A 21,316-nucleotide genomic window follows, 5' to 3' on the forward strand; every position below is an offset into this window, starting at 1 on the left:
TGTCAACTAATACGAATCTATTGGTGTTAGTTTTTTGATTTACTGTTAAATTTTAAAATAAATATTATTTAAATATGAACCCTCTTCTTTTACAGTTTGATACCCCTTTTGAAACACCTCCATTTGACCGCATAAAAACAGCACATTTTCTCCCAGCGATAGAAGAAGCCATCGCACTATCCAAAAAGGAAATCAATGCCATCAAAGCTACTGATAAGCCTACCTTTCAAAATACCATTGAAGCATTGGACGGAGCCGGAGAAAGACTGAATGTGGTCAGTGCTATATTCTTCAACCTTAATGCGGCAGAAACATCAGAAGAAATCCAAAAACTAGCCAGGGACATATCCCCTTTGCTTACGGCCCACAGTAACGACATATTACTGGATAAGGAATTATTTGAAAAAGTTCAAGCAGTTTACCAACAAAAGGACTCGCTCGACCTCGATGAGGAGCAGCTTACCCTTATAGAAAAGACCTACAAGTCATTTGTGAGAAATGGGGCAAACCTGGGTGAGGAAGATAAGTTGAAATTAAGGGAAATAGACAAAGAGCTATCCCAACTAAGCCTTCACTTCGGTGAAAACGTACTGGAAGAAACCAACAAATATGAAATGGTGCTCGATAATGAGGAGCAGCTGGACGGACTTCCTGGACCGATCAAAGAAGCCGCATCTCAGTTAGCTGCCGAAAAGCAAAAAGAAGGCAAATGGATCATTACCTTGGCTTATCCGAGTTATATACCTTTCATGACCTATGCCCATAACAGGGAACTCAGAAAAGAACTTTTTATAGCTTATAACACGAAAGCTTCTAAAGGCGATGAGTTGGATAATAAATCGATCATCCAATCTATTATAAGATTAAAAAATGAGAGGGTAAAACTACTCGGATACCAAAAGTATGCTGACTTTGTATTAGAAGAAAGAATGGCCAAAAGCCCTGATGCCGTCTTGTCTTTTCTTTATGACCTTCTGGAGAAGGCTAAGCCCCACGCCCAGCAAGAAGTGAATGAGCTTGAAGCATTTGCCAAAAAGCTCCATCAAATTGACAGATTGGAAAAATGGGACTTTGGATATTATGCAGAGAAGCTGAAGAAAGAGAAATTTCAGGTAGATGATGAACTGCTCCGTCCCTATTTTAAATTGGAAAACACAGTAAATGGTGTATTTGCGACAGCAGGTAAACTATTTGGCCTCAAGTTTGTCCAAAATGACAAAATCCCTGTTTATCATACTGATGTCACTGCCTATGAAGTCACTGATACAGAAGGCAGGCATGTGGCCGTATTCTATGCTGATTTTTTTCCGCGTCCCGGAAAAAGAAACGGGGCGTGGATGACAAGTTATAGGGGCCAAAAAAATGTGGGGGGAAAAGAACAAAGGCCGCATGTCAGCATTGTCTGCAATTTTACCAAACCGACAAAATCGCAGCCATCCCTATTGACGTTCAATGAGGTGACTACCCTATTCCACGAATTTGGACATGCCCTTCATGGAATGCTGGCGGATACTAAATATGAATCTTTATCAGGAACCAGCGTATTTTGGGATTTTGTGGAATTGCCTTCCCAGATCTTTGAAAACTGGTGCTATGAAAAAGAGTGCCTTGATTTATTTGCTGCGCACTATGAGACCGGAGAAAAGATTCCTGCCGAACTTATTGATAAGATCAAAGCTTCGAGTAATTTCCACCAAGGATACCAGACCATGCGTCAGATCAGTTTTGGATTATTGGATATGGCCTACCATAGTTGCGATATATCCGAAATAGAAGATATACCTCGTTTTGAAAAGGTAACCATGTCAGCAACCGAACTTTTACATCCTTTGGAAGGGACATTAATGAGCACTTCCTTTTCACATATCTTCCAGGGAGGTTATGCTGCCGGTTATTATAGTTATAAATGGGCCGAAGTACTGGATGCTGATGCATATGAACTGTTTCAGGAAAAAGGAATTTTCGATAAGGATGTAGCAGATGCATTTAAACTTCACATTTTATCTGCAGGGGGAAGTAAGCACCCTATGAAGTTATATAAAAATTTCCGCGGAAGAGAACCAAAACCAGATGCCTTACTGAAAAGGGCAGGACTGGTAAGGGAATAGTGTAAAAAATATCCATATCTAGAAAAAACAATGCTGGAGGGGTCTTCCCTCCAGCAATTATTTTTTATTCCTACCCTATCTTCAAAAGAATCGTAAGCATAGGAATCCCAAAGACTCTTTGTGCATAGAACCTTATATAACTATAATGATTCCAACGATCACTGCCCAAATGACAGCCGATACAGCTATCATAATCCGAAATTGTTTGTCCTCATTCATTTGATATAAAATTATTGTATCTGTATGCAAGATACAAATCTATTAATACATTTTCAATTCATTTTTCTGTAAACCCTTGAAAATGAATTAAATCTTGCTTGCCATTCTAAACAAATATACATTAAATATAAAATAATTTTTACAAAATATATAATATTTATTATAGTACACAAAGAAATTTATACCATTTTTAAATATTATTAAACAAAAATAAAATAGCGGTTTAAACAATATTTTTTTATAGCGAAGCGTTTTAAAATGTTTATTAAAAAAGCAACACTGCTATTCAATCATGGTTAGTATAATAAGGGATAAAAATAAGGTTACTCAGTAGGCATAAAACAGTTGGAAATGAAAGAGATCAAATTGCATATTTGATGTTCATGAAGAAACAGCTTGCTAAAAAAACAAGTATAGCCGCAGCGCTAAAATCTTATTTTTTCGAATATTCGTGGTAGTGCTTTTGGTTTTTGGTCAGGTTGATGATGTCCCAAGTGATCTTTTTTTGTAGAGGTTCCTGTCTAACAGCACAATTTTCTACCTGACAATAATGGCAACATTGGGAGGGAACACATGGATCGGCATGGACAAATACTTCTACATATCCACGCATTTCATCTTCTAGGACATTCTCGACGGATTCTACTTCATCATGTACCATTTTAAGATCAAAATAATAGGGCAACGTCAAATGTAAATCTATGTGTCTATCGGTACCATATTGCTGTACACGCATATTATGGATGTCTATCCAGTTGTTTTTTCTATGCTTCTTAAGTGTATAAACTACCGCATCCATAGCCAAAGGATCTGCTTCATCCATTAGGCCCGCTACCGATTTCCTAACTAAAAAATAACCTGTATAAATGATGTATATGGCAAAAACCAAGGAAAAGAAACTGTCCAGTATATAGTAACCCGTAAAATAAATTATACTTACCCCTATGACCAGAACCGCACTGCTAAAAGCATCTGTCATGATATGCTTCCCATCTGCTTCCAGGGTAAGGCTATTTAGTTCTCTTCCATTTTTTATTAAAAAATATCCCAATAAGCCGTTTATTATACCACTGAAAGCTATTATGACAATACCTATGGGCAAACTATCTAAATCCTCTATAAAAAAGAAATTGTAAACAGACTGATAAATGATAAATATACCAGCCAATATAATAAGAACACCCTCAATCCCTGCACTAAAAAACTCGATCTTTCCATGGCCATAGGGATGATTGGTATCTTTTGGGATTGAACTGAGGTATATGCTATAGAATGCAAAACCAGATGCTACTACATTCACTATACTTTCTAAAGCATCAGTGAGTATAGCGGTGGAATTTGTTATATAGTAAGAATAAAACTTCAGGATTAGCAGTACCACGCTAATGATAAAAGAAGCTACTATCCAGTTCCTTTTTTTATTTTGCAACACTTTATCTGTTAAAAGGTAATAAAAGTCCAAAGCTACAAAATATATTTAATCAATAGGATGCACTAAAATACCCTATATGTTAATTAAACAAGTTGAAAGAAAAAATAAATCCACCAAGGACGGATCATTCCAAACAAATTGGCCGACATTTAGCTTAAGCCATCTCAGTATCTATAGATACATATAAAAGACCATAAGTATGGTTAACAATATAAAGCCTTATCATCATCTACCACCAATCTTCCTTCACCTCCATGGGAAAAATAGAACTTCCAGGTTACTTAAAAGTACTCTCCATTACCGTTCTGATCATTATTATAGTCTTTATTCTGATCACGGGCAGAGCTATTCTTATCCCGGTGTTTTTGGCAGGATATATAGCCATGCTCATGACGCCTGTCTGTAACTGGATGGAAGCACGCAAAATCCCCAGGACAATCAGTGCAGTATTGTCCCTGCTGGCAGCCATTGCGATTATCGTAGGCATCATTCATACTGTGATCGTTCAGGTGAAAGGCTTCACAGCAGACCTGGAAGGTGTAGATCAGAGGCTCAATTTTTACCTTGACCGAATTAATGTATTTTTAACATCAAATCTGGGAATTGAGACCGGCTTTGGGGGAGGCATAGAAAGAGATCAGATTGGGCAGTTTCTCCAGTCCAATAGTGCCGCCTTATCGGATTTTGTACTCAATGCCATAGGCTCTCTCGCCGGAGTCATATTGGTCCCTGTATTTATATTTTTTTTCCTGATCTATAGGGATCATTTAAGTGTATTTGTAGCTAAATTCTTTGATCGGCGCAAAGAGGGTGCCGTACAGGAAGAACTCCATTCTATCAGGAAAGTAGTGCAGTATTATATATTAGGGATGTTTAAGGTAATGGCTATATTGGCCGTATTGAATACAGCAGCTTTATATGCACTCGGTGTGAAGCATGCCCTATTCTTTGGACTATTTGCCGCTCTTTTAAATATTATCCCTTATCTGGGGCCATTTCTGGGAGCCATCCTGCCTTTTACCTTTTCGTTTCTAACTACTGACAGTCTATTTACTCCTTTAGCTGTAGTGGCGCTCTTTACATTCATACAGATGATCGAAAGCAACTTTTTGACACCAAAAATAGTAGGCAGTAATGTACAGCTCAATGCTTTGATTACCTTTGTGGGACTGCTGGTGGGCGGGGCCATATGGGGAGTGGTGGGAATGATTTTGATAATCCCCATCATGGCTATATTAAAAAGGACCTTTGAACTCATTCCGTCAGCAGAACCTTTCGCCCATCTGTTTGGTGAGGAAAAAAAACTAATCAAAACACCTATTGAAAAATGATCAGATTATTGCTTATCCCTATTATCACCTTATGTTTATTCAGCTGTGATACTGCTGAGGATAAAAAAGGACGCTTTTTTCTTAAGGGAAATGCCAAAATCCAGGAAAATGATTTTCCGGGTGCCATTAAATATTATAATGAAGCTTTGGCCCTGGATGAAACCTATGCCGAAGCTTATTTTAACAGAGGTATCTCCTATTACAAAACAGCCAATTATGAAAAAGCCATTTCAGATTTTACCCAGGCCATTAATAATCGGCCCCTTTATCTGGAAGCATATTTCCAAAGAGGTATGGCTCATCTGGACAATGGTGAAAACTATAAAGCTTTGGCAGATGCCAAAGCAATGATAAAATCTTCTCCCGAAATCGCTAATGGGTATTTTTTACAGGGATTGGCGCAGGAAGCACTAAAAAACCACCAAGAAGCATTATTGTCTTTTGAAATGGCCATTGAATTGGATGATAACAACCCAGATTTATATGTAAACAGAGCCACCATATATTTTTACATGCACCGGTATGAAGAAGCCAAATCTGACCTAGAGAAAGCAAAAGCACTCAATGCTCAGGAGCCTAATATATACAATCTGGAATCTATGATCGCCTTTGAGGACAAGGCATATCAGAAAGCTCTGGACGCTATAGAAAAGGCTATAGAACTGGATGCCCGACAACCCTTCTTTTACAATAACCGTGGACTTTATCTCCTATTTTTAGGGAAATTAGAAGAAGGGATTGAAGATATAAATTTCAGCCTGAAACAAAACAGCAGAAATTTATATGCGCTCAGAAATAAAGGAATTTATTATGTATTGGTTTCAGAAAAGGAACAAGCCATTCAATATTTGGGTGAAGTGGTAGAAAAAGATCCGAGCATCCCCATGGCCGCCCACTATTTCGAAAAAGCTAATATGCTTAATTGAAAGCTACCAGACTCTGAATCTGGAGAAGGAGTTGTTCTGCATCTATCGGTTTAGATACGTATCCATCAAATCCGTTTTCCTGGATTTCCTCCTTTATTTCGCTTTTTGAGGCTGCAGTAAGTGCTATGACAGGCACTTTTGAGATGGATTTGATGGTTTCTGTAGCCAATAAGCCATTCATTACCGGCATCTGTATATCCATCAATATCACATCATACTTTTTTTTCCCCACTGCATCCACTGCCTCAAGCCCATTGGAAACCCTGTCATAGTCAAATCCCCAGCGCCTAATGATCTTACCTAATACCAGAGCGTTGACCTCATTATCTTCTGCTACCAATATGCTCAGCTTAGGACTGTAATGATCATGAGGCACCGGTGCATCCTTCACTATGGGTACTGCTTCAGATGTGTTGACTTCCAGATTTATGGTGAAGTAAAACTTACTTCCCTGACCAACTTCTGATTCAAGATAGATGGTGCTATCCATCCGGGTTAATAGCTTTTTAGTGATAGACAGCCCTAACCCTGTACCACCATACTTCCTACTAAAAGAATTGCTCACCTGCTCGAAATCATGGAAGATCTTTTCATGGAATTCAGCAGGTATGCCCACTCCTGTATCTTTAACTTCAAAATAAAACGAAACCATATTATCCTTCAATCCCACATTAGACACTTTTACGTCTACCTTCCCACCTTTGGTAAATTTAAGCGCATTGGTAATGAGGTTATTCAGAATCTGCCCTATTCGGACCTTGTCCCCCAATACTTCTATATCCATATTCCCCTCAAACCATAGGTTGAGTTCGTTTCCGGTATCTTTAGCATGGTGCGTTAAGCTATCTACCACCATTTGGGCCAATTTCTTTACCTGAATAGGTCTCTTCTCTAATGTAAGTTTACCAAAATCTAACTTCTGAAAATCCAATAGATCATTGATGATGGTAATCAGGTTTTCAGTAGCAAAATTTATCGTACTTAAAGAAGAAGCTAAATGTTGGGGTAGGGCCTCCTGAAGCATGGAGTATACTGATCCGGATATTGCATTTAAGGGTGTGCGGATCTCGTGGCTTATCATGGAAAGAAAATCAGACTTGGTTTTATTGGCTTCTTCTGCAGCTATTTTGGCCTTTTCTAAACTGTCCTCTGTTTTCTTTATATCTGTTATATCCGTAAAGTACCCATACCAGGTAATTTCACCGTTTGAAAGTTTTTCGGGTATCGAGGAAGCCTGGACCCATTTGTATTTTTCACCATTCTGAGAGAGGATTCTAAACTGTCCATCCCAAGATTTGAAAGTCTGTGCAGACTGTAGTATTCCTTCTACAAAATCATCCACATCCTTAGGATGTATCCGGTTTAACAACGCCTCAAACCCACCGTGCTTTTCAAATTCTTCATCTGATATTCCAAATATCCTATTGATCCCACTACTTATATAAGGAAAATGCAGCTTCCCATCTTCTCCGAATACTAGCTGATACAATACACCGGGCATCTGATCGGTCACCCGTTCCAAAAACCTGGTGGATTCTCGCAATGAGGATTCCAAAGAGATTCTTTCTGATATATCCCTGGAAATGACCAGAACATATTCCTTTTCTTGGATCAAGACCAATGTGGTGTTCAATTCCACCTGCACGGGAGATTTGAGATCATTCAGATGCTCACTGAGCGTAAGCATTGCCTTATTTTTTCTTAATAGATCAATATGTTTTTCCCAAGCTCCAGTTTTATGGAATACCGGTTCGATGTCGCGAAAATTCATAACTGCAGGGGAAGAAGCAGATCTTTCCTCTAGGGCCCTTGCCTTTGCTACTTTGTTTTGAAAAATAAGCTTCCCATCCAAATCGGTAATATGAACAGAATCAGGTGTCAAATCTAAAAGTTCTTTATATAAACGAAGCTCTCTTACCATATCCTCTTCCTCAGTGATATCCTGATAGGTACCAAAAGCTTTAATAATCATATTTCCTGACATCTCTCCCTTTCCGATGATTCTCACCCATTTCCGCTCATTATTATAGGTGGAGATCTGTACCTTCATATCAAAATGCCTCCCTGTTTCTAACAAATTGCCGAAAGAACTTTTCAAATGGCTTTGATACTGGGGCAGGCATAATGATATCCATTCAAAAATATTGAATACCCTTCCCTCTTCTACCTGGTGGATATCATATATTTCCCTGCTCCACACAGTGTTATAGGTATTCAGGTCTATTTCCCATACACCAAATTTTGCCGCCCCTTCCCCCATTCTAAAAAGTTGGTTTTGGGAGTCCAGCCTGATCTGGTCTTCCTTGACCTGATGGATATCTCTCCCTACAGCATGAAATTTATCCTGGATGTAAATAACATTCCACTCCATCCACTTATACGCACCAAATTTAGATTTAAACCTATAGGTATAGGTGGCTACCTTATTGAGGCTTTTTAAGTTATTCAGTTCGGTTTTAAACCCTTCTCTATCCTCTGGATGGACAAATAATACTAAACTAGTATCAGTAAATTCAGAAGGCATATAATCCAGGACAGTAGTAACCGAATTACTCACCCAGGTAAAACTGGTACCTTCCCCTACGCCAAAGACATCCAGACTATTTTCAAAAAAAGAACTGAGGTTATCTGTTAAAGAAATATTGGGTTCCTTTACCAAAACTCCCTTATGAAAAAGCATATAATTTTCGCCAAATCCCTGGTGATGTTTATATTCAAAGGAAAGATGGCGATTTTTAATCTGAATTTTAACGCGCTGATTATCCCTAAAATCGGTTAAATCTACTCCTAAATCTACCAGTGTTTTATCTACTACCGATTCGTTCAGTACTGCTTCAAATGACTTATTGCTGTAAAAGATTTGGAAAGGGTATTGTCCATCAGCCAAAAAAATCAAATCCGTAGATTCGTCTATGATTTTTTTGAATGTGAAATGAACACCTCTGTTTTCCATAATGCTTTTTGTATTTTATTATAGCTTTTTTGTATTTCATACAAAATTGCAGAAAAATTTTTAATTTACAAGCATTGTTAAAAAATTGAATCAAAGAAATAAAGAATTATATTTAATTCACTTTATTAACGGATTTTACATAAGGGCGTATTAATGCGGGTTTCCGTACACCTGGATATTTATTTCATTTCTATGGATAACTGATTTAAATTCCAAAAAACACCTACTATAATTCACCTAAAACGCAAAAAAAGACATGCTTATTAAGCATGTCTTTTTATTCATTTCAAACATCAGTATTCAACTTATTTCTTATTATTTTCCTTGATTATATTCAAAGCAGAACCAGCTTTAAACCATCCGATTTGGCCAGCATTATAGGTATGCTGTACTTTGATCTCATCTGAGGTACCATCTGCATGGGACAGAACCACAGTAAGTGGTGTACCAGGAGCAAAGAATTCCTCCAGTCCTATGATATCAATATTATCATCTTCCTGAATAAGATCATAATCACTAGGATTATCAAATGTCAATGCCAACATACCCTGCTTTTTGAGGTTGGTCTCATGTATACGGGCAAATGATTTTACCAATATAGCCCTCACACCCAAAAACCTAGGCTCCATAGCTGCATGCTCTCTAGAAGACCCTTCTCCATAGTTCTCATCACCTACTACTATTGACCCAATATTATTGGCCTTATAATAGCGCTGTACTGCAGGAACTTCCCCATATTCTCCGGTAAGCTGGTTTTTGACCGAATTGGCTTCGTCATTAAAGGCGTTAATAGCCCCTATCAGCATGTTGTTTGATATATTATCAAGATGACCTCTGAACCTCAGCCAAGGGCCTGCCATGGAGATATGGTCAGTGGTACACTTCCCTTTAGCTTTGATCAATAATTTAAGGCCTTTCAGATCTGTACCTTCCCATGGCTGGAAAGGATCCAAAAGCTGTAAACGGTCAGACTGCGGATCCACGATAACACTGACATTTGATCCATCTTCAGCAGGCTGCTGGTATCCAGCATCCTCTACTGCAAACCCTTTGGCCGGCATCTCTAAACCAGTAGGCTCATCCAGTTTCACCTGCTCCCCGTTCTCATTGGTAAGGGTATCTGTGAGTGGATTAAAGCTAAGGCTACCGGCTATAGCCATAGCCGTGACGATCTCGGGAGATGCTACAAAAGAATGTGTGTTTGGATTGCCATCTGCTCTTTTGGCAAAGTTTCTATTGAAGGAAGTAATGATGGAATTCTTTTCTTTTTTCTCTGCCCCATGTCTGGCCCACTGGCCTATACATGGTCCGCAGGCATTGGCCAGTACCACACCGCCCATAGCACCGAATGTGTCCAGGAATCCGTCTCTGTCTACTGTAAATCTAACCTGCTCAGAGCCCGGCGTGATGGTATATTCTGACCGTGCTCTCAGTTTTTTATCTACTGCCTGCTGCGCCAAAGATGCTGCACGGCTTATATCCTCATAGGAAGAATTGGTACATGAACCTATCAGACCCACTTCCAGTTTTTCAGGCCATCCATGCTCTTTCACCGCTGCCGCAAACTGAGATATAGGCCAGGCCAAATCCGGAGTAAATGGACCGTTGATATGTGGTTCAAGTTCTGAAAGATTGATTTCAATTACCTGATCAAAATAATTTTCAGGATTGGCATAAACACCTTCGTCACCAGTAAGGTGTTCCTTGATGGTATTCGCTAAATCTGCTATATCACCTCTCTCGGTCCCACGCAGATATTCTTCAGATTTTTCATCATATCCGAATATAGAGGTGGTGGCACCTATCTCCGCACCCATATTACAGATAGTACCTTTGCCTGTGGCTGAAAGCGATCTCGCACCCTCTCCAAAATATTCCACTATAGCTCCTGTACCTCCCTTTACCGTAAGGATCCCTGCTACTTTTAAAATCACATCTTTAGCAGCCGTCCATCCAGACATTTTACCCGTAAGTTTAACTCCGATGAGCTTAGGAAATTTTAGCTCCCATGGCAATCCAGCCATCACATCACAGGCATCAGCTCCACCTACTCCTATGGCGATCATACCAAGACCTCCTGCATTTGGGGTATGTGAATCCGTACCGATCATCATACCTCCAGGGAAGGCATAGTTTTCAAGTACTACCTGATGGATAATCCCTGCACCGGGCTTCCAAAAACCAAGTCCATATTTATTAGAAACGGAAGAAAGAAAGTCATACACTTCTTTATTCTTGTCTTTTGCTTTGTTCAGATCAGCAGTAGCGCCTACTTCTGCCTGAATCAGGTGATCACAGTGAACTGTAGAAGGTACGGCCACCTTGTCTCTACCCGCCTGCATAAACTGTAAGAGCGCCATCTGAGCAGTAGCGTCCTGCATGGCCACCCTGTCTGGCTGAAAATCCACATAGTTTATACCTCTTTCATATCCTTGATCAGCTTCACCTTGTGATAAGTGGGAATAAAGAATCTTCTCTGTTAGTGTAAGAGGTCGGCCCACTATTTTTCTAGCAGTCTCTATACGCTGTGGGAATTTAGCGTAAACTGCTTTGATCATTTCTATATCAAATGCCATTTTTGAAATGAATTATGTAAAGAATTTATTTAATTGCGTATTAATATCTGGCAAAGATAAAAAAATAGGGGGATTTTAGAAGCAATTTCAACCGCTGATTCTTATTTATAAAGAGTATAAAGCATAATATAACCCCTCGATGTCACTATTGAAGCGCATATGAAATCACATCATTATCCTATTGGCGCATTCCAGTAGGAATGATACTTGAATCTACCCCTCACACTGTCGTTTTGACCGCTATACCTTTCTATTTCCAAAAACCTGTATGCTTAATTATTACCCATATAAATACCCATCCCATCCTTTTATTTCATGCGGTTATAAATATCCCCCCAATCATGAGAACTTCACTTTTTATACAGGCCTGCCAAAAACTCCATGGTATCAACATTATCAGCATATTCGTTTACCTTTGGATTCTGGGCTTCACCAAAGGGAATACTTCCGGGAATCAATCCTAATCTGCTTACTTTACACTGGATTTTATCCTCTTCACTTTCTATAGCTTGCATTACAGCTTCCTCATTTTCATATAATTCATAATAAAGAACCGCTATCGGTGAAACCAGACTACTGTTCTTAGTCAATAGTAAGAACCCGTTATCCAGATGGGGCTGCTGGTTTACCAAATAGATGGATTTATTGTAATCATAATTATTACGGTACTTGTGATGATGTATGATGGGATTGAACTCCTCTATTGACGCCAGAAAATTTTGCAGTTGCGATTCATCTTTAAGGTAAATCTTAGATATGTTTCTACACCCTAAGCCATAGTATTGAAAAATATCCTTTGCAAGTGATACATAATCCTCCTTACTTTCTTTACCGTCCAGTATGGCTACCGAGGTACGGTTCTTCCTGATGATATGCTCATACTTACCAAAATAATATTCAAAATAACGGGCAGTATTATCACTTCCTGTAGCGATATAAGCATCTTTTCCTTTGAGCATTTCCTCAAAAGTGAGAAAGGGCCCAAATGCTGGCTCTATTTTCAGTAATTCTGCTGCCAACCATTTTATTAGGACCTCATCCGAGGTACTGGGCTTAGCGTGCAGTTCATGGCCTGTCATGAGCACACATAACAGATCATGGAATCCTACAGCAGGCACATTGCCCGCCATCATTACGCCTACTTTCTTTCCTTTTAGGCGATCTGGTATATCATACTGCCCAACCCAATCTTTAAGTGACGAGGCTTCCAGCATAACAGTCAATGCTTTTAGGGCATCAGAGATACTTGCTGAAGTAAACCAACTGTTACCGTTTTCTGCCCTTCTGGCCAGCGATAAAAATTCGTCACCTTCCAATGCTTTTATCCTTTCACCCAATGCTATAAATGCCTTTATTCTTTGTTCTAGTCTCATCTTAAAGTTATTTCTACCTTACAAATATATTTTATAATGCTGACATGATCATTTATAAGCTTAAAATTGTCGCCATCGGATCTATCGGAGATAAGATAGTTATCATGATGAATGATCTAATGCAAATCAATCCTAGATGGCAAAAAGGGGCTGGTCTTCAGATAACATATGTATGGTTCATCCTGCAGTAATATCACACATGAAAAAATGATCTAAAAAACAATTGATTAAAAAGGTGATAAAAAGGGCATTTTAAGCTAGATTCGTTATAAATTATTTAGCATGACAACAATATTTTTGTGAGATTGTTAAATGGTTAGTAGATTTGAAAAAAAAATAGAATAAAGATGGCCATAATGATAACCGACGAATGCATCAACTGTGGTGCATGTGAACCTGAATGTCCCAATACTGCTATATATGAAGGCGGAATAGAGTGGACATGGGCTGGAGGTACCAATTTAAAAGAGGTAGTATTAGAAGATGGAACTGTAGTAGATGCAAGTGAAAAGCAAGAACCTGTTTCAGATGAGTTTTATTATATAGTAACTGACAAATGTACCGAGTGCATGGGTTTCCATGAGGAACCGCAATGTGCTGCAGTTTGCCCAGTGGATTGCTGTGTAGATGATCCTGATCACAGGGAATCAGAAGAAAGACTCCTTGAGAAAAAGAAATTAATGCATGGCGAATAAAATAGGGGTTAAATAACCCTTATTATATCTTATGATGTCGATTTCACAGGGTGATAGGGAATGACACTATCTTTCTTACTCTAAAAGGTAAAAAAAATACCTAAATATTTTGATTTTAATAAGTGAAAACCTTTAACTTGTCTTGATTTTATTTATTGAAGAAAGTAAACTAAATTTTGGACAGTGGAAGAGAAAAATGGAATGAATAGAGAAGAGATTTTCTCTAAAAAAGTAAAAGCAGGTAAGAGGACGTACTTTTTTGACGTCAAGTCGACTCGCTCAAATGATTATTATCTTACCATCACTGAAAGTAAGAGAAAAACAAAAGACGATACGTTCGTTTACGAAAAGCACAAGATTTTTTTATACAAAGAAGATTTTGGGAAATTTGTAGAGGCTTTACAGGATGTGGTTGATCATGTAAAGAACGATTTGATGTCTGATTTTGATTTTTCACAATTTGACGAGCCTGAGGCAGATGCCGAGGTGGTTCCTACTCCATTTGGAGATGAACTGAAGTGGGAATAATTTCCCCAAAAATATTGGTTAGGCATTCTCTCTAGATGATAGAGGGAATGCTTTTTTTTATCTGCCCATAAAGGTCACTATGTAAACATCGTTTATCGACCTCATTTTTGGCCTATTGAATTTGCCTGAAGCCTGAATAAAATTGGAGAAAACACAATTTTCGTGTGGCGCTTTTTATATATTTACTGGGAGGTTATACGATCCATTAGGAATACTTCTCTGGTACATGGGGCAGTCCCGGTCTAACTATACTTTTGTTTTTAATGAATAAACTATTAATATCCATTTTCATCCTAATTCTTATTTTAGTGTTATTGGGATGGTATTTTTCCAATATTACACTTTATTTTTTGTTTTCGGTGGTTGTTGCTGCAGCATTACGTCCACTTACCAATAGGATTAACAGTATACATATATTTGGACAGCACATCCCAAGGTGGACAGCTATTCTGATCTCATTTATAGCCATCATTTCAGTGATTTCATTAGTAAGTCTTTTATTCATCCCGTTAATCAGGGCCCAGATCGGAATCATATATGAAATGGATATTGATTTTTTATATGAGCAGATCCAGCGCCCGCTGAGCATGGTAGAAGACATTCTGATCAGATGGGACCTGGTCAGAAACGAACCTGGCTTCCTTATCAGTATGGTGAGAAATAACCTCATGATGAGCTTCAGTGAAATTAATATCCAGGGATTTATTAATGGCATTATCAATGTGACCAGTAACTTTTTAATAAGTCTGCTGGCCATAAGTTTTATATCCTTTTTTCTACTGCTGGAAAATGGCCTGCTTAGAAGAAATATCATCAATTTGGTCCCCAATAAATATTTTGAGCTATCTGTAGGAACATTTCATCAGGTTGAGACCCTTTTATCCAACTATCTTATAGGCCTATTGATTCAGATGACGGCTATTTTTTCTATGGCAGCTCTTGGTCTGAGCTTAGTGGGGGTGGAATATGCATTCACTATAGCCATTTTTGCAGCGGTCGCCAACCTGATTCCTTATGCTGGCCCCCTGCTTGGTGCCATTTTTGGTATATTGGTAGGGCTGTCCACAGGAAATTTTGGAGGAAGTACGGATGTTATCTTTTTCGCTATCAGAATCATAACGGTATTTTCCCTAGTCCAGGTTACTGATAATATTTTGTTACAACCAATTATTTTTTCTAAATCGGTAAAAGCACACCCACTTGAAATATTTGTTATTATCTTTGTCGGGGCAAAAATTGCTGGAGTTCTTGGGATGATTTTTGCGATCCCTATATACACTATCTTTCGTGTATCATTTAAAGAATTCTACAAAGGGTACAAAGAGTACCAGATATTTAAAATTAATTAAGATTAAGATTATAATTCATGGCATTACAATGTGGGATAGTAGGATTACCCAACGTAGGTAAATCAACTTTATTTAATGCATTATCCAGTGCAAAAGCAGAAGCAGCTAATTTTCCATTCTGTACGATAGAACCAAATGTGGGGGTAGTAACAGTACCCGATCATAGACTTCAGGTATTGGAGAAGCTGGTCAACCCAAACAGGGTATTGCCTACAGTAATAGAATTTGTCGATATCGCTGGTCTGGTAAAAGGTGCCAGCAAAGGTGAAGGTCTGGGCAATAAGTTTTTAGCAAATATCAGAGAGGTCGATGCCATAGTTCATGTGGTAAGGTGCTTTAAGGATGATAATGTCGTCCACGTAGCAGGAGGGGTCGATCCAGTTTTTGATAAAGAAGTCATAGATTCCGAGCTACAGCTAAAAGACCTGGAATCAGTAGAGAAAAAAATACAGCGAATAGAGAAAATCGCTAAATCTGGAGAAGCCAAAGCCAAAAGGGATTTGGAAATCCTTAACAATTTCAAAAAATGTTTGCTTGAAGGCAAGAATGCCCGCGCTCTGGACGTTGATAAAGAAGAGATTGAAGCAGTGAGGGATCTACATCTTCTGACGATTAAACCAGTCCTATATGTAGCCAATGTAGATGAATCCAGTATACTGACCGGAAACCAATACGTAGAGCAACTGAAAGAGAGCATCAAGGATGAAAATGCCGAAATCATTGTACTCTGTGCAGCTATAGAATCACAAATCGCTGAATTTGATGACATGGAAGAAAAGGCCATGTTTCTATCAGAATACGGGTTAGAAGAAAGTGGTTTGAACAAATTGATAGCTGGGGCATACAGTTTGCTTGATCTTATTACCTATTTCACAGCCGGCGTACAGGAGGTAAGAGCATGGACGATCAAAAAAGGTTGGAAAGCTCCCCAGGCAGCTGGCGTAATCCATACGGATTTTGAAAGAGGCTTTATAAAGGCAGAGGTGATAAAACTGAAAGACTATGAGCAGTTCAAATCAGAAGCCGCCTGTAGGGAAAATGGAAAAATAGCTATAGAAGGCAAAGAATATATAGTCCATGATGGTGATATCATGCATTTTAGGTTCAACGTTTAGTGTTTTTAACATTATATTCGCTAATTTTGGAGAATGCTATAAACCACACCCTTTATATATTAAATTTAATTATTGTTTAACTTTTCATTTTTAAAACCGTGAGAATAAGACTTATATTTTCGTTAAAGAACAAAGGAGCTTATTTACCCTTTCATCACCAGTATATATTGGCTCAGTTCCTCAAAGGGCTGATAGTAAAAGGTGGACGTGAAGAGTTTTTTAACTACAATTACTTCAACTTCTCTGGCCTTAAGGGTCAGACCAAAGTAAGTAGAAGTGGCCTGCACTATTATTCCAGTTTAGTCACCCTCGTGCTTTCTTCTCCCAATGAAGACTTTATGGACTACCTTCTGGAGCAAGTGTTTAATACGCCAAAAATTGAGTTAGGAAATCTGATCATTTCCCCAGAATACACCGAGCAGGAAATTGAACCTACTTTAGAGACATCAAACAAATTTGTTTGTATATCTCCCCTGGTATTACTCACCCCATCATTTAATGATGATTCAGGTAAACGTTTTATTAATCCGGATACGGATGAGTTTTCTGACCTGCTCTATGAATCGACTTTGACCCGAATGGAAAAGTCAGGATGGTACACCCAGGAACAAATGGAATCCTTCTATAAATTCCAGGTAGTGCCTGACATGAACTATGTAAACAAGCTCCGTGAACAACAGAAAAAATTTGCTAGAATCTATTCCGTATATGACATGGATGTCAAATATGAAGTAAGAGGTTATACCCTACCCTTTACATTATACGCTGCTCCGGAAGTTCAGGACTTTGTCTTTAGATGTGGACTGGGTGCTTTTACGCATAAGGGATTTGGTATGCTGGATTTAGCCAACCATGCCCCTAGCCAAAAAACAGAACCTTACAAATTTAAAAGGGAAGGATTTATCCCTTATAGAGCACAGGAAGGCAGGCCTCCAAGGCAGGCACCATCCAGTGATGATCAGCCACCTATAGAGGATTAAATAAAAATACCCCAGCTAATAATATAGCTGGGGTATTTTTATTTAAAGCTTATGTAAAAGGGGAAAAGAGAAAGAAGCGGATAACACTCTTTGGGACTATGGCAGCCAATGCGGTCAAGATAACCAAAGAAGTAGCCCTCCGGTCTGAAGGCCGTTTAAAACCAGCTAGGAACAGCCAATCATGGGACCGGTGCGTCCAAACTTAAAATACTAGCTGGATTACACAGAAATGCTCGGTTAGATTGTACTTTGCCGAGCAAAAAAAGAATTTAACAGAAATAGCACAAACAAAAAAAATACAATAATATTTTAAATAAGCTTAATTGTCTTTGGCTGAATGAATTTTCCAAGGATTTAATCTTATGTAAAACGCAGCGCTTTCATATTTTTACATCAGGTAAATATTATGAATTTAAAACCTTCTCTTATTAGGATTCACCACCTGATACCCTATCAATTCATCATACCGGGAACCCATATCGCGGTAATAGATAAAAACCTCATACTCATTTTCAGTCTGAAAATGGGTGCCTTCTAATGGCTGCATATCCCAGCCAAGATTGGTTTTGTATCCATACTGATAGTCATACCAACCCTGCTTAAGAAGTAAAGTAGCCTGGTAGGTACCGGTCTTTTTATTTAACATCATCTTAGCTTCCGCCTCCTGACCCCAGTTGCTTAAAGCTCCCAGAATGTAGGGTGTTTCTGTGATGTTCTCATCCTTCAGATTAAAAGTGACTAAAAGGTATTCACTTTCTAAGTGGTGGTTTTGACGCTCCACATTATAGATCCCAAACTGCCCATTAAGATCAAGGTATTCCACATAGGGCTGAGCCCTACGTACCCTGTCCACTACTGCCTCACCAAATACCACGTCCTCTTCCATTTCTATCTTGACCATGTTTTGGCCGGGCGTCCTCACAAAGCGCAGATCTATAAATCGGAATTCATTTCCACCATCAAAAACGTTGGATCCATCAAAAATCTTATATTCGATTAACTTTTGATCTTCTCTGATAAAGGTAGGCCTTAAGCCATAGATGGCATTGTCCCACCTTTGGTTCTGTCGGATGATTATTTTCACATTTGATAGCGGATCTACCAGTTCCCTGTTATTATAGTTTACCTGTAGGTCCAGCTGCTGACCCGCTCTCCTGTCTTCGGTACGGCTGGAGGGCACCACTGCCGCCCCTACAGGTAACTGACTGTCAAATACCATAAACCTTTTGGTGAGGATGGTCTGACTTTCATCCCTTCCCCGGTATACCTTCAGTACATAGTTTCCAGATCTGGTCAATCTGGGAACCTGAAAAGTATAATGGATATAGGGAATCCGGGTATTGATGGCATACTCATAATCGTTCACATTAAATTCATTGAATTGGATTAAATAATCAGCATCTTTGAGGGGTGAAGGTTTCCAGTCTACATTGCAGTGGATAATCTTGGCAGAATACATGTCTGCATCGTATGCCAGATCATCAAATTCCAGTACAAGCGGCACAGGACTATTCATGGCAATGACGGATGCATTAAACTGACTGGAAAATTCAGCTGTCTTGGGATAAAGTCTCACCGACTGTATGTTCTCTTCAAAAACCCTATCAATCAACTGTGCCCTTACCTGAAATGACAAAAGCAGCAAACAAAAAGGTAACAGTAGTATTTTATTCATTGTATGTGTTATCGTACTATACCGAAATCCGCAGACATTATATTTCATCGACTATGTCAGCATGTATAACGTAAAGGTTTCAGGCAAGTTGCTCCTGTAGCAGTTCTATCTCTTCAGCCAACTTTTCCCATTGTTCATTATATTTTTGCTCTTGGAAAGTAACGTCCAGATATTCTTTATTGGCCGATTCCAGGTCAGATGGACGATCATAAATCGTAGGATCTGCCAAAATGAACTCAATTCGCTTTTTTTCAGCCTCTAATTTTAATATTTCCCCTTCTACTTCCTCAAATTCTTTTTCCAGTTTCTTTAGCTGTTTTTTGGCTTCATTGGCCTCCTCCACAGAAGCGCTTTTTTTGGATTCTTTCTTGGCCACTGGTTCTTTTTTGGGTGAAGGCGCTTTGGAGTCATCATGATCCACCTGCTTAGATTTCCAGTCCACATATTCATCATATGTGCCTAGATACTCTTTGATCTCATGGTTTTCTATATACCAGATCTTATTTGCTACTCCTTTAATGAAGTGCCTATCATGCGATACAGTGATAAAAGTACCTTCAAACTGTTCCAAAGCCTGTATAAGAATATTTACAGACTGCATGTCCAGGTGATTGGTAGGTTCATCCAATAATAGAAAATTTGATTCGGAAATAAGGGTCTTGGCTAGTGCTACCCTTGATTTTTCTCCTCCGGATAGAACCTTAATCTTTTTAAATACATCCTCATTAGTAAATAGGAAGCAGCCGAGCACCCCTCTTAGTTCCATCTCAGACTTGTCCGATCCTGCCTGTACCATTTCCTGAAGGATTTCATTATTGACATTAAGGGCTTCCAGCTGGTGCTGGGCAAAAAAGGATTTGATTACATTATAACCTTCAGATCTTTCCCCTTCTATTTTTTCGGTGCCATCTATAATTCTTAGAAGCGTTGATTTACCTTTACCGTTTGCTCCGATCAGGGCTATCTTGTCCCCTCTCTCGATTCTGATGGTAGTATTCTTTAATATCGTCAGGTCTCCATATGATTTGGATACATTGTCCAGCACCACTACATCCCTACCTGATTTTTTGGAGAACTTAAATTTAAAATTTACCGCAGCATTGTCATCTATCACTTCGTTCACCCTGTCCATTCTTTCCAGTGCTTTCACTCTGGACTGAACCTGATTGGATTTAGAAGCTTTGGCACGGAAGCGTTCGATGAACTTCTCTGTCTGCTTGATCATCTGCTGTTGATTTTCAAAAGCATTTTGTTGGATTTCCTGCCGTTCTTTCTTTTCTTCTTTATAGAAAGAATAATTGCCTGAATATGCTGTAAGTGTCTGTTGGGAGACCTCCACCGTGGTTTCTATACACCTGTCCAGAAAAGTCTGATCGTGGGACACCACTATGACGGCACCTTCATAGGTTTTGAGGTAGTTTTCTACCCATTGGATCGATGGCAGATCAAGGTGGTTGGTAGGTTCATCCAGCATCAGTAAAGATGGCTTTTCCAAAAGCAGCTTGGCCAGCATGACCCTCATCCTCCACCCTCCAGAAAATGTCTTAAGGGGACGGGATAGATCTTTTGTGACGAAACCTATACCTTCCAGTACTTCTTCAGCTTTGGCCTTAATAGTATATCCTTCATTGGCTTCAAATCTATCCTGCAGATATGCCAACCTATTGATAATCTCATCGGAATAATCTGTCTCCATTTTTTTTAACACCTCCTCTATCTCATCATGAAGCGAAAGTGTATCTTTAAATGCAGCAAGCGCTACATCCAATATACTCTCATCAGACTGATATGATAGGAGATCTTGATTCAAAAATCCTATGCTGCAGTCCTTCGCCTTTTGGATTTCCCCACTGGAAGGCTGGATATTCCCGGCTATGATTTTCAAAAGCGTAGATTTCCCTGTTCCATTAAGACCTACAAGACCGATTTTATCTTTCGGTTTGATATGAAGAGAGGCATTTTCGTAAAGCGGTCTTCCGCCAATATAATATGAGAGATTATTTATCGATAACATTCTGCAAAAATAAGGATTCTCCCGTTCATAAATAAATACCTA

14 protein-coding genes are annotated in these 21,316 nt (G+C 38.9%); 8 read left to right on the forward strand and 6 right to left on the reverse strand.

Going from position 1 to position 21,316, the window contains the following annotated elements; all coding sequences use genetic code 11:
• The first annotated feature begins 74 nt into the window (after positions 1-74).
• Positions 75-2,108 carry a M3 family metallopeptidase gene (locus tag EL17_RS11180; RefSeq protein ID WP_035073924.1) on the forward strand — a complete coding sequence of 678 codons (2,034 nt, stop codon included), beginning with the start codon at positions 75-77 and terminating at the stop codon, positions 2,106-2,108.
• Between the two features lie 652 nt (positions 2,109-2,760).
• On the opposite strand, the gene EL17_RS11185 is transcribed toward EL17_RS11180, so the two are convergent.
• Positions 2,761-3,756 (reverse strand): cation diffusion facilitator family transporter, encoded by a 996-nt coding sequence (locus EL17_RS11185; RefSeq protein WP_035074073.1) that lies wholly within the window; start codon positions 3,754-3,756, stop codon positions 2,761-2,763.
• A gap of 257 nt (positions 3,757-4,013) precedes the next feature.
• Here EL17_RS11185 and EL17_RS11190 point away from each other — a divergent pair, with 257 nt between their 5' ends.
• Positions 4,014-5,090 carry an AI-2E family transporter gene (locus EL17_RS11190; RefSeq protein WP_035073926.1) on the forward strand — a complete coding sequence of 359 codons (1,077 nt, stop codon included), beginning with the start codon at positions 4,014-4,016 and terminating at the stop codon, positions 5,088-5,090.
• Positions 5,087-6,016, forward strand: a complete 930-nt coding sequence (locus EL17_RS11195; protein WP_035073935.1) for a tetratricopeptide repeat protein — start codon at positions 5,087-5,089, stop codon at positions 6,014-6,016. The genes EL17_RS11190 and EL17_RS11195 overlap by 4 nt, the downstream gene beginning before the upstream one ends.
• On the opposite strand, the gene EL17_RS11200 is transcribed toward EL17_RS11195, so the two are convergent.
• The 3 genes from EL17_RS11200 to EL17_RS11210 form a co-directional block, all read right to left on the reverse strand.
• Complete coding sequence (locus EL17_RS11200; protein ID WP_035073938.1) at positions 6,009-8,969, reverse strand: PAS domain-containing hybrid sensor histidine kinase/response regulator; 2,961 nt, start codon at positions 8,967-8,969, stop codon at positions 6,009-6,011. The genes EL17_RS11195 and EL17_RS11200 overlap by 8 nt on opposite strands.
• 305 nt (positions 8,970-9,274) lie before the next feature.
• Positions 9,275-11,545, reverse strand: coding sequence for an aconitate hydratase (locus EL17_RS11205; RefSeq protein ID WP_035073940.1), 2,271 nt, complete (start codon positions 11,543-11,545; stop codon positions 9,275-9,277).
• A gap of 350 nt (positions 11,546-11,895) precedes the next feature.
• The gene (locus EL17_RS11210) at positions 11,896-12,918 is read right to left on the reverse strand and encodes an acyl-CoA reductase (RefSeq protein ID WP_035073942.1); all 1,023 of its coding nucleotides are present in this window, start codon (positions 12,916-12,918) and stop codon (positions 11,896-11,898) included.
• Positions 12,919-13,265: 347 nt separating this feature from the next.
• Between EL17_RS11210 and EL17_RS11215 the strand changes: the two genes are divergently transcribed.
• The 5 genes from EL17_RS11215 (at position 13,266) to cas6 (ending at position 17,585) form a co-directional block, all read left to right on the forward strand.
• Positions 13,266-13,613 carry a 4Fe-4S dicluster domain-containing protein gene (locus EL17_RS11215; RefSeq protein ID WP_035073944.1) on the forward strand — a complete coding sequence of 116 codons (348 nt, stop codon included), beginning with the start codon at positions 13,266-13,268 and terminating at the stop codon, positions 13,611-13,613.
• Between the two features lie 183 nt (positions 13,614-13,796).
• Positions 13,797-14,141, forward strand: coding sequence for a DUF3276 family protein (locus tag EL17_RS11220; protein WP_035073946.1), 345 nt, complete (start codon positions 13,797-13,799; stop codon positions 14,139-14,141).
• A 263-nt stretch (positions 14,142-14,404) separates the two neighbouring features.
• On the forward strand, positions 14,405-15,490 hold the full coding sequence (locus EL17_RS11225) for an AI-2E family transporter (protein ID WP_035073947.1): 1,086 nt from the start codon (positions 14,405-14,407) through the stop codon (positions 15,488-15,490).
• 17 nt (positions 15,491-15,507) lie between these two features.
• Positions 15,508-16,605: a redox-regulated ATPase YchF gene (gene ychF / locus EL17_RS11230; protein ID WP_035073949.1), complete on the forward strand. Its 1,098-nt coding sequence runs from the start codon at positions 15,508-15,510 to the stop codon at positions 16,603-16,605.
• Positions 16,606-16,703: 98 nt separating this feature from the next.
• Entirely contained in the window at positions 16,704-17,585 is an 882-nt protein-coding gene (gene cas6, locus EL17_RS11235) for a CRISPR-associated endoribonuclease Cas6 (protein WP_035073951.1), read from the forward strand.
• A 412-nt stretch (positions 17,586-17,997) separates the two neighbouring features.
• Here cas6 and EL17_RS11240 read toward each other — a convergent pair whose 3' ends face one another.
• Together EL17_RS11240 and EL17_RS11245 are read right to left on the reverse strand one after the other, a co-directional pair.
• On the reverse strand, positions 17,998-19,260 hold the full coding sequence (locus EL17_RS11240) for a type IX secretion system plug protein (protein WP_035073953.1): 1,263 nt from the start codon (positions 19,258-19,260) through the stop codon (positions 17,998-18,000).
• Positions 19,261-19,339: 79 nt separating this feature from the next.
• Positions 19,340-21,274, reverse strand: a complete 1,935-nt coding sequence (locus EL17_RS11245) for an ABC-F family ATP-binding cassette domain-containing protein (protein ID WP_035073954.1) — start codon at positions 21,272-21,274, stop codon at positions 19,340-19,342.
• Positions 21,275-21,316: the final 42 nt, after the last annotated feature.

The organism is Anditalea andensis (genome assembly GCF_000714815.1).
Taxonomy (GTDB): Bacteria; Bacteroidota; Bacteroidia; order Cytophagales; family Cyclobacteriaceae; genus Anditalea; species Anditalea andensis.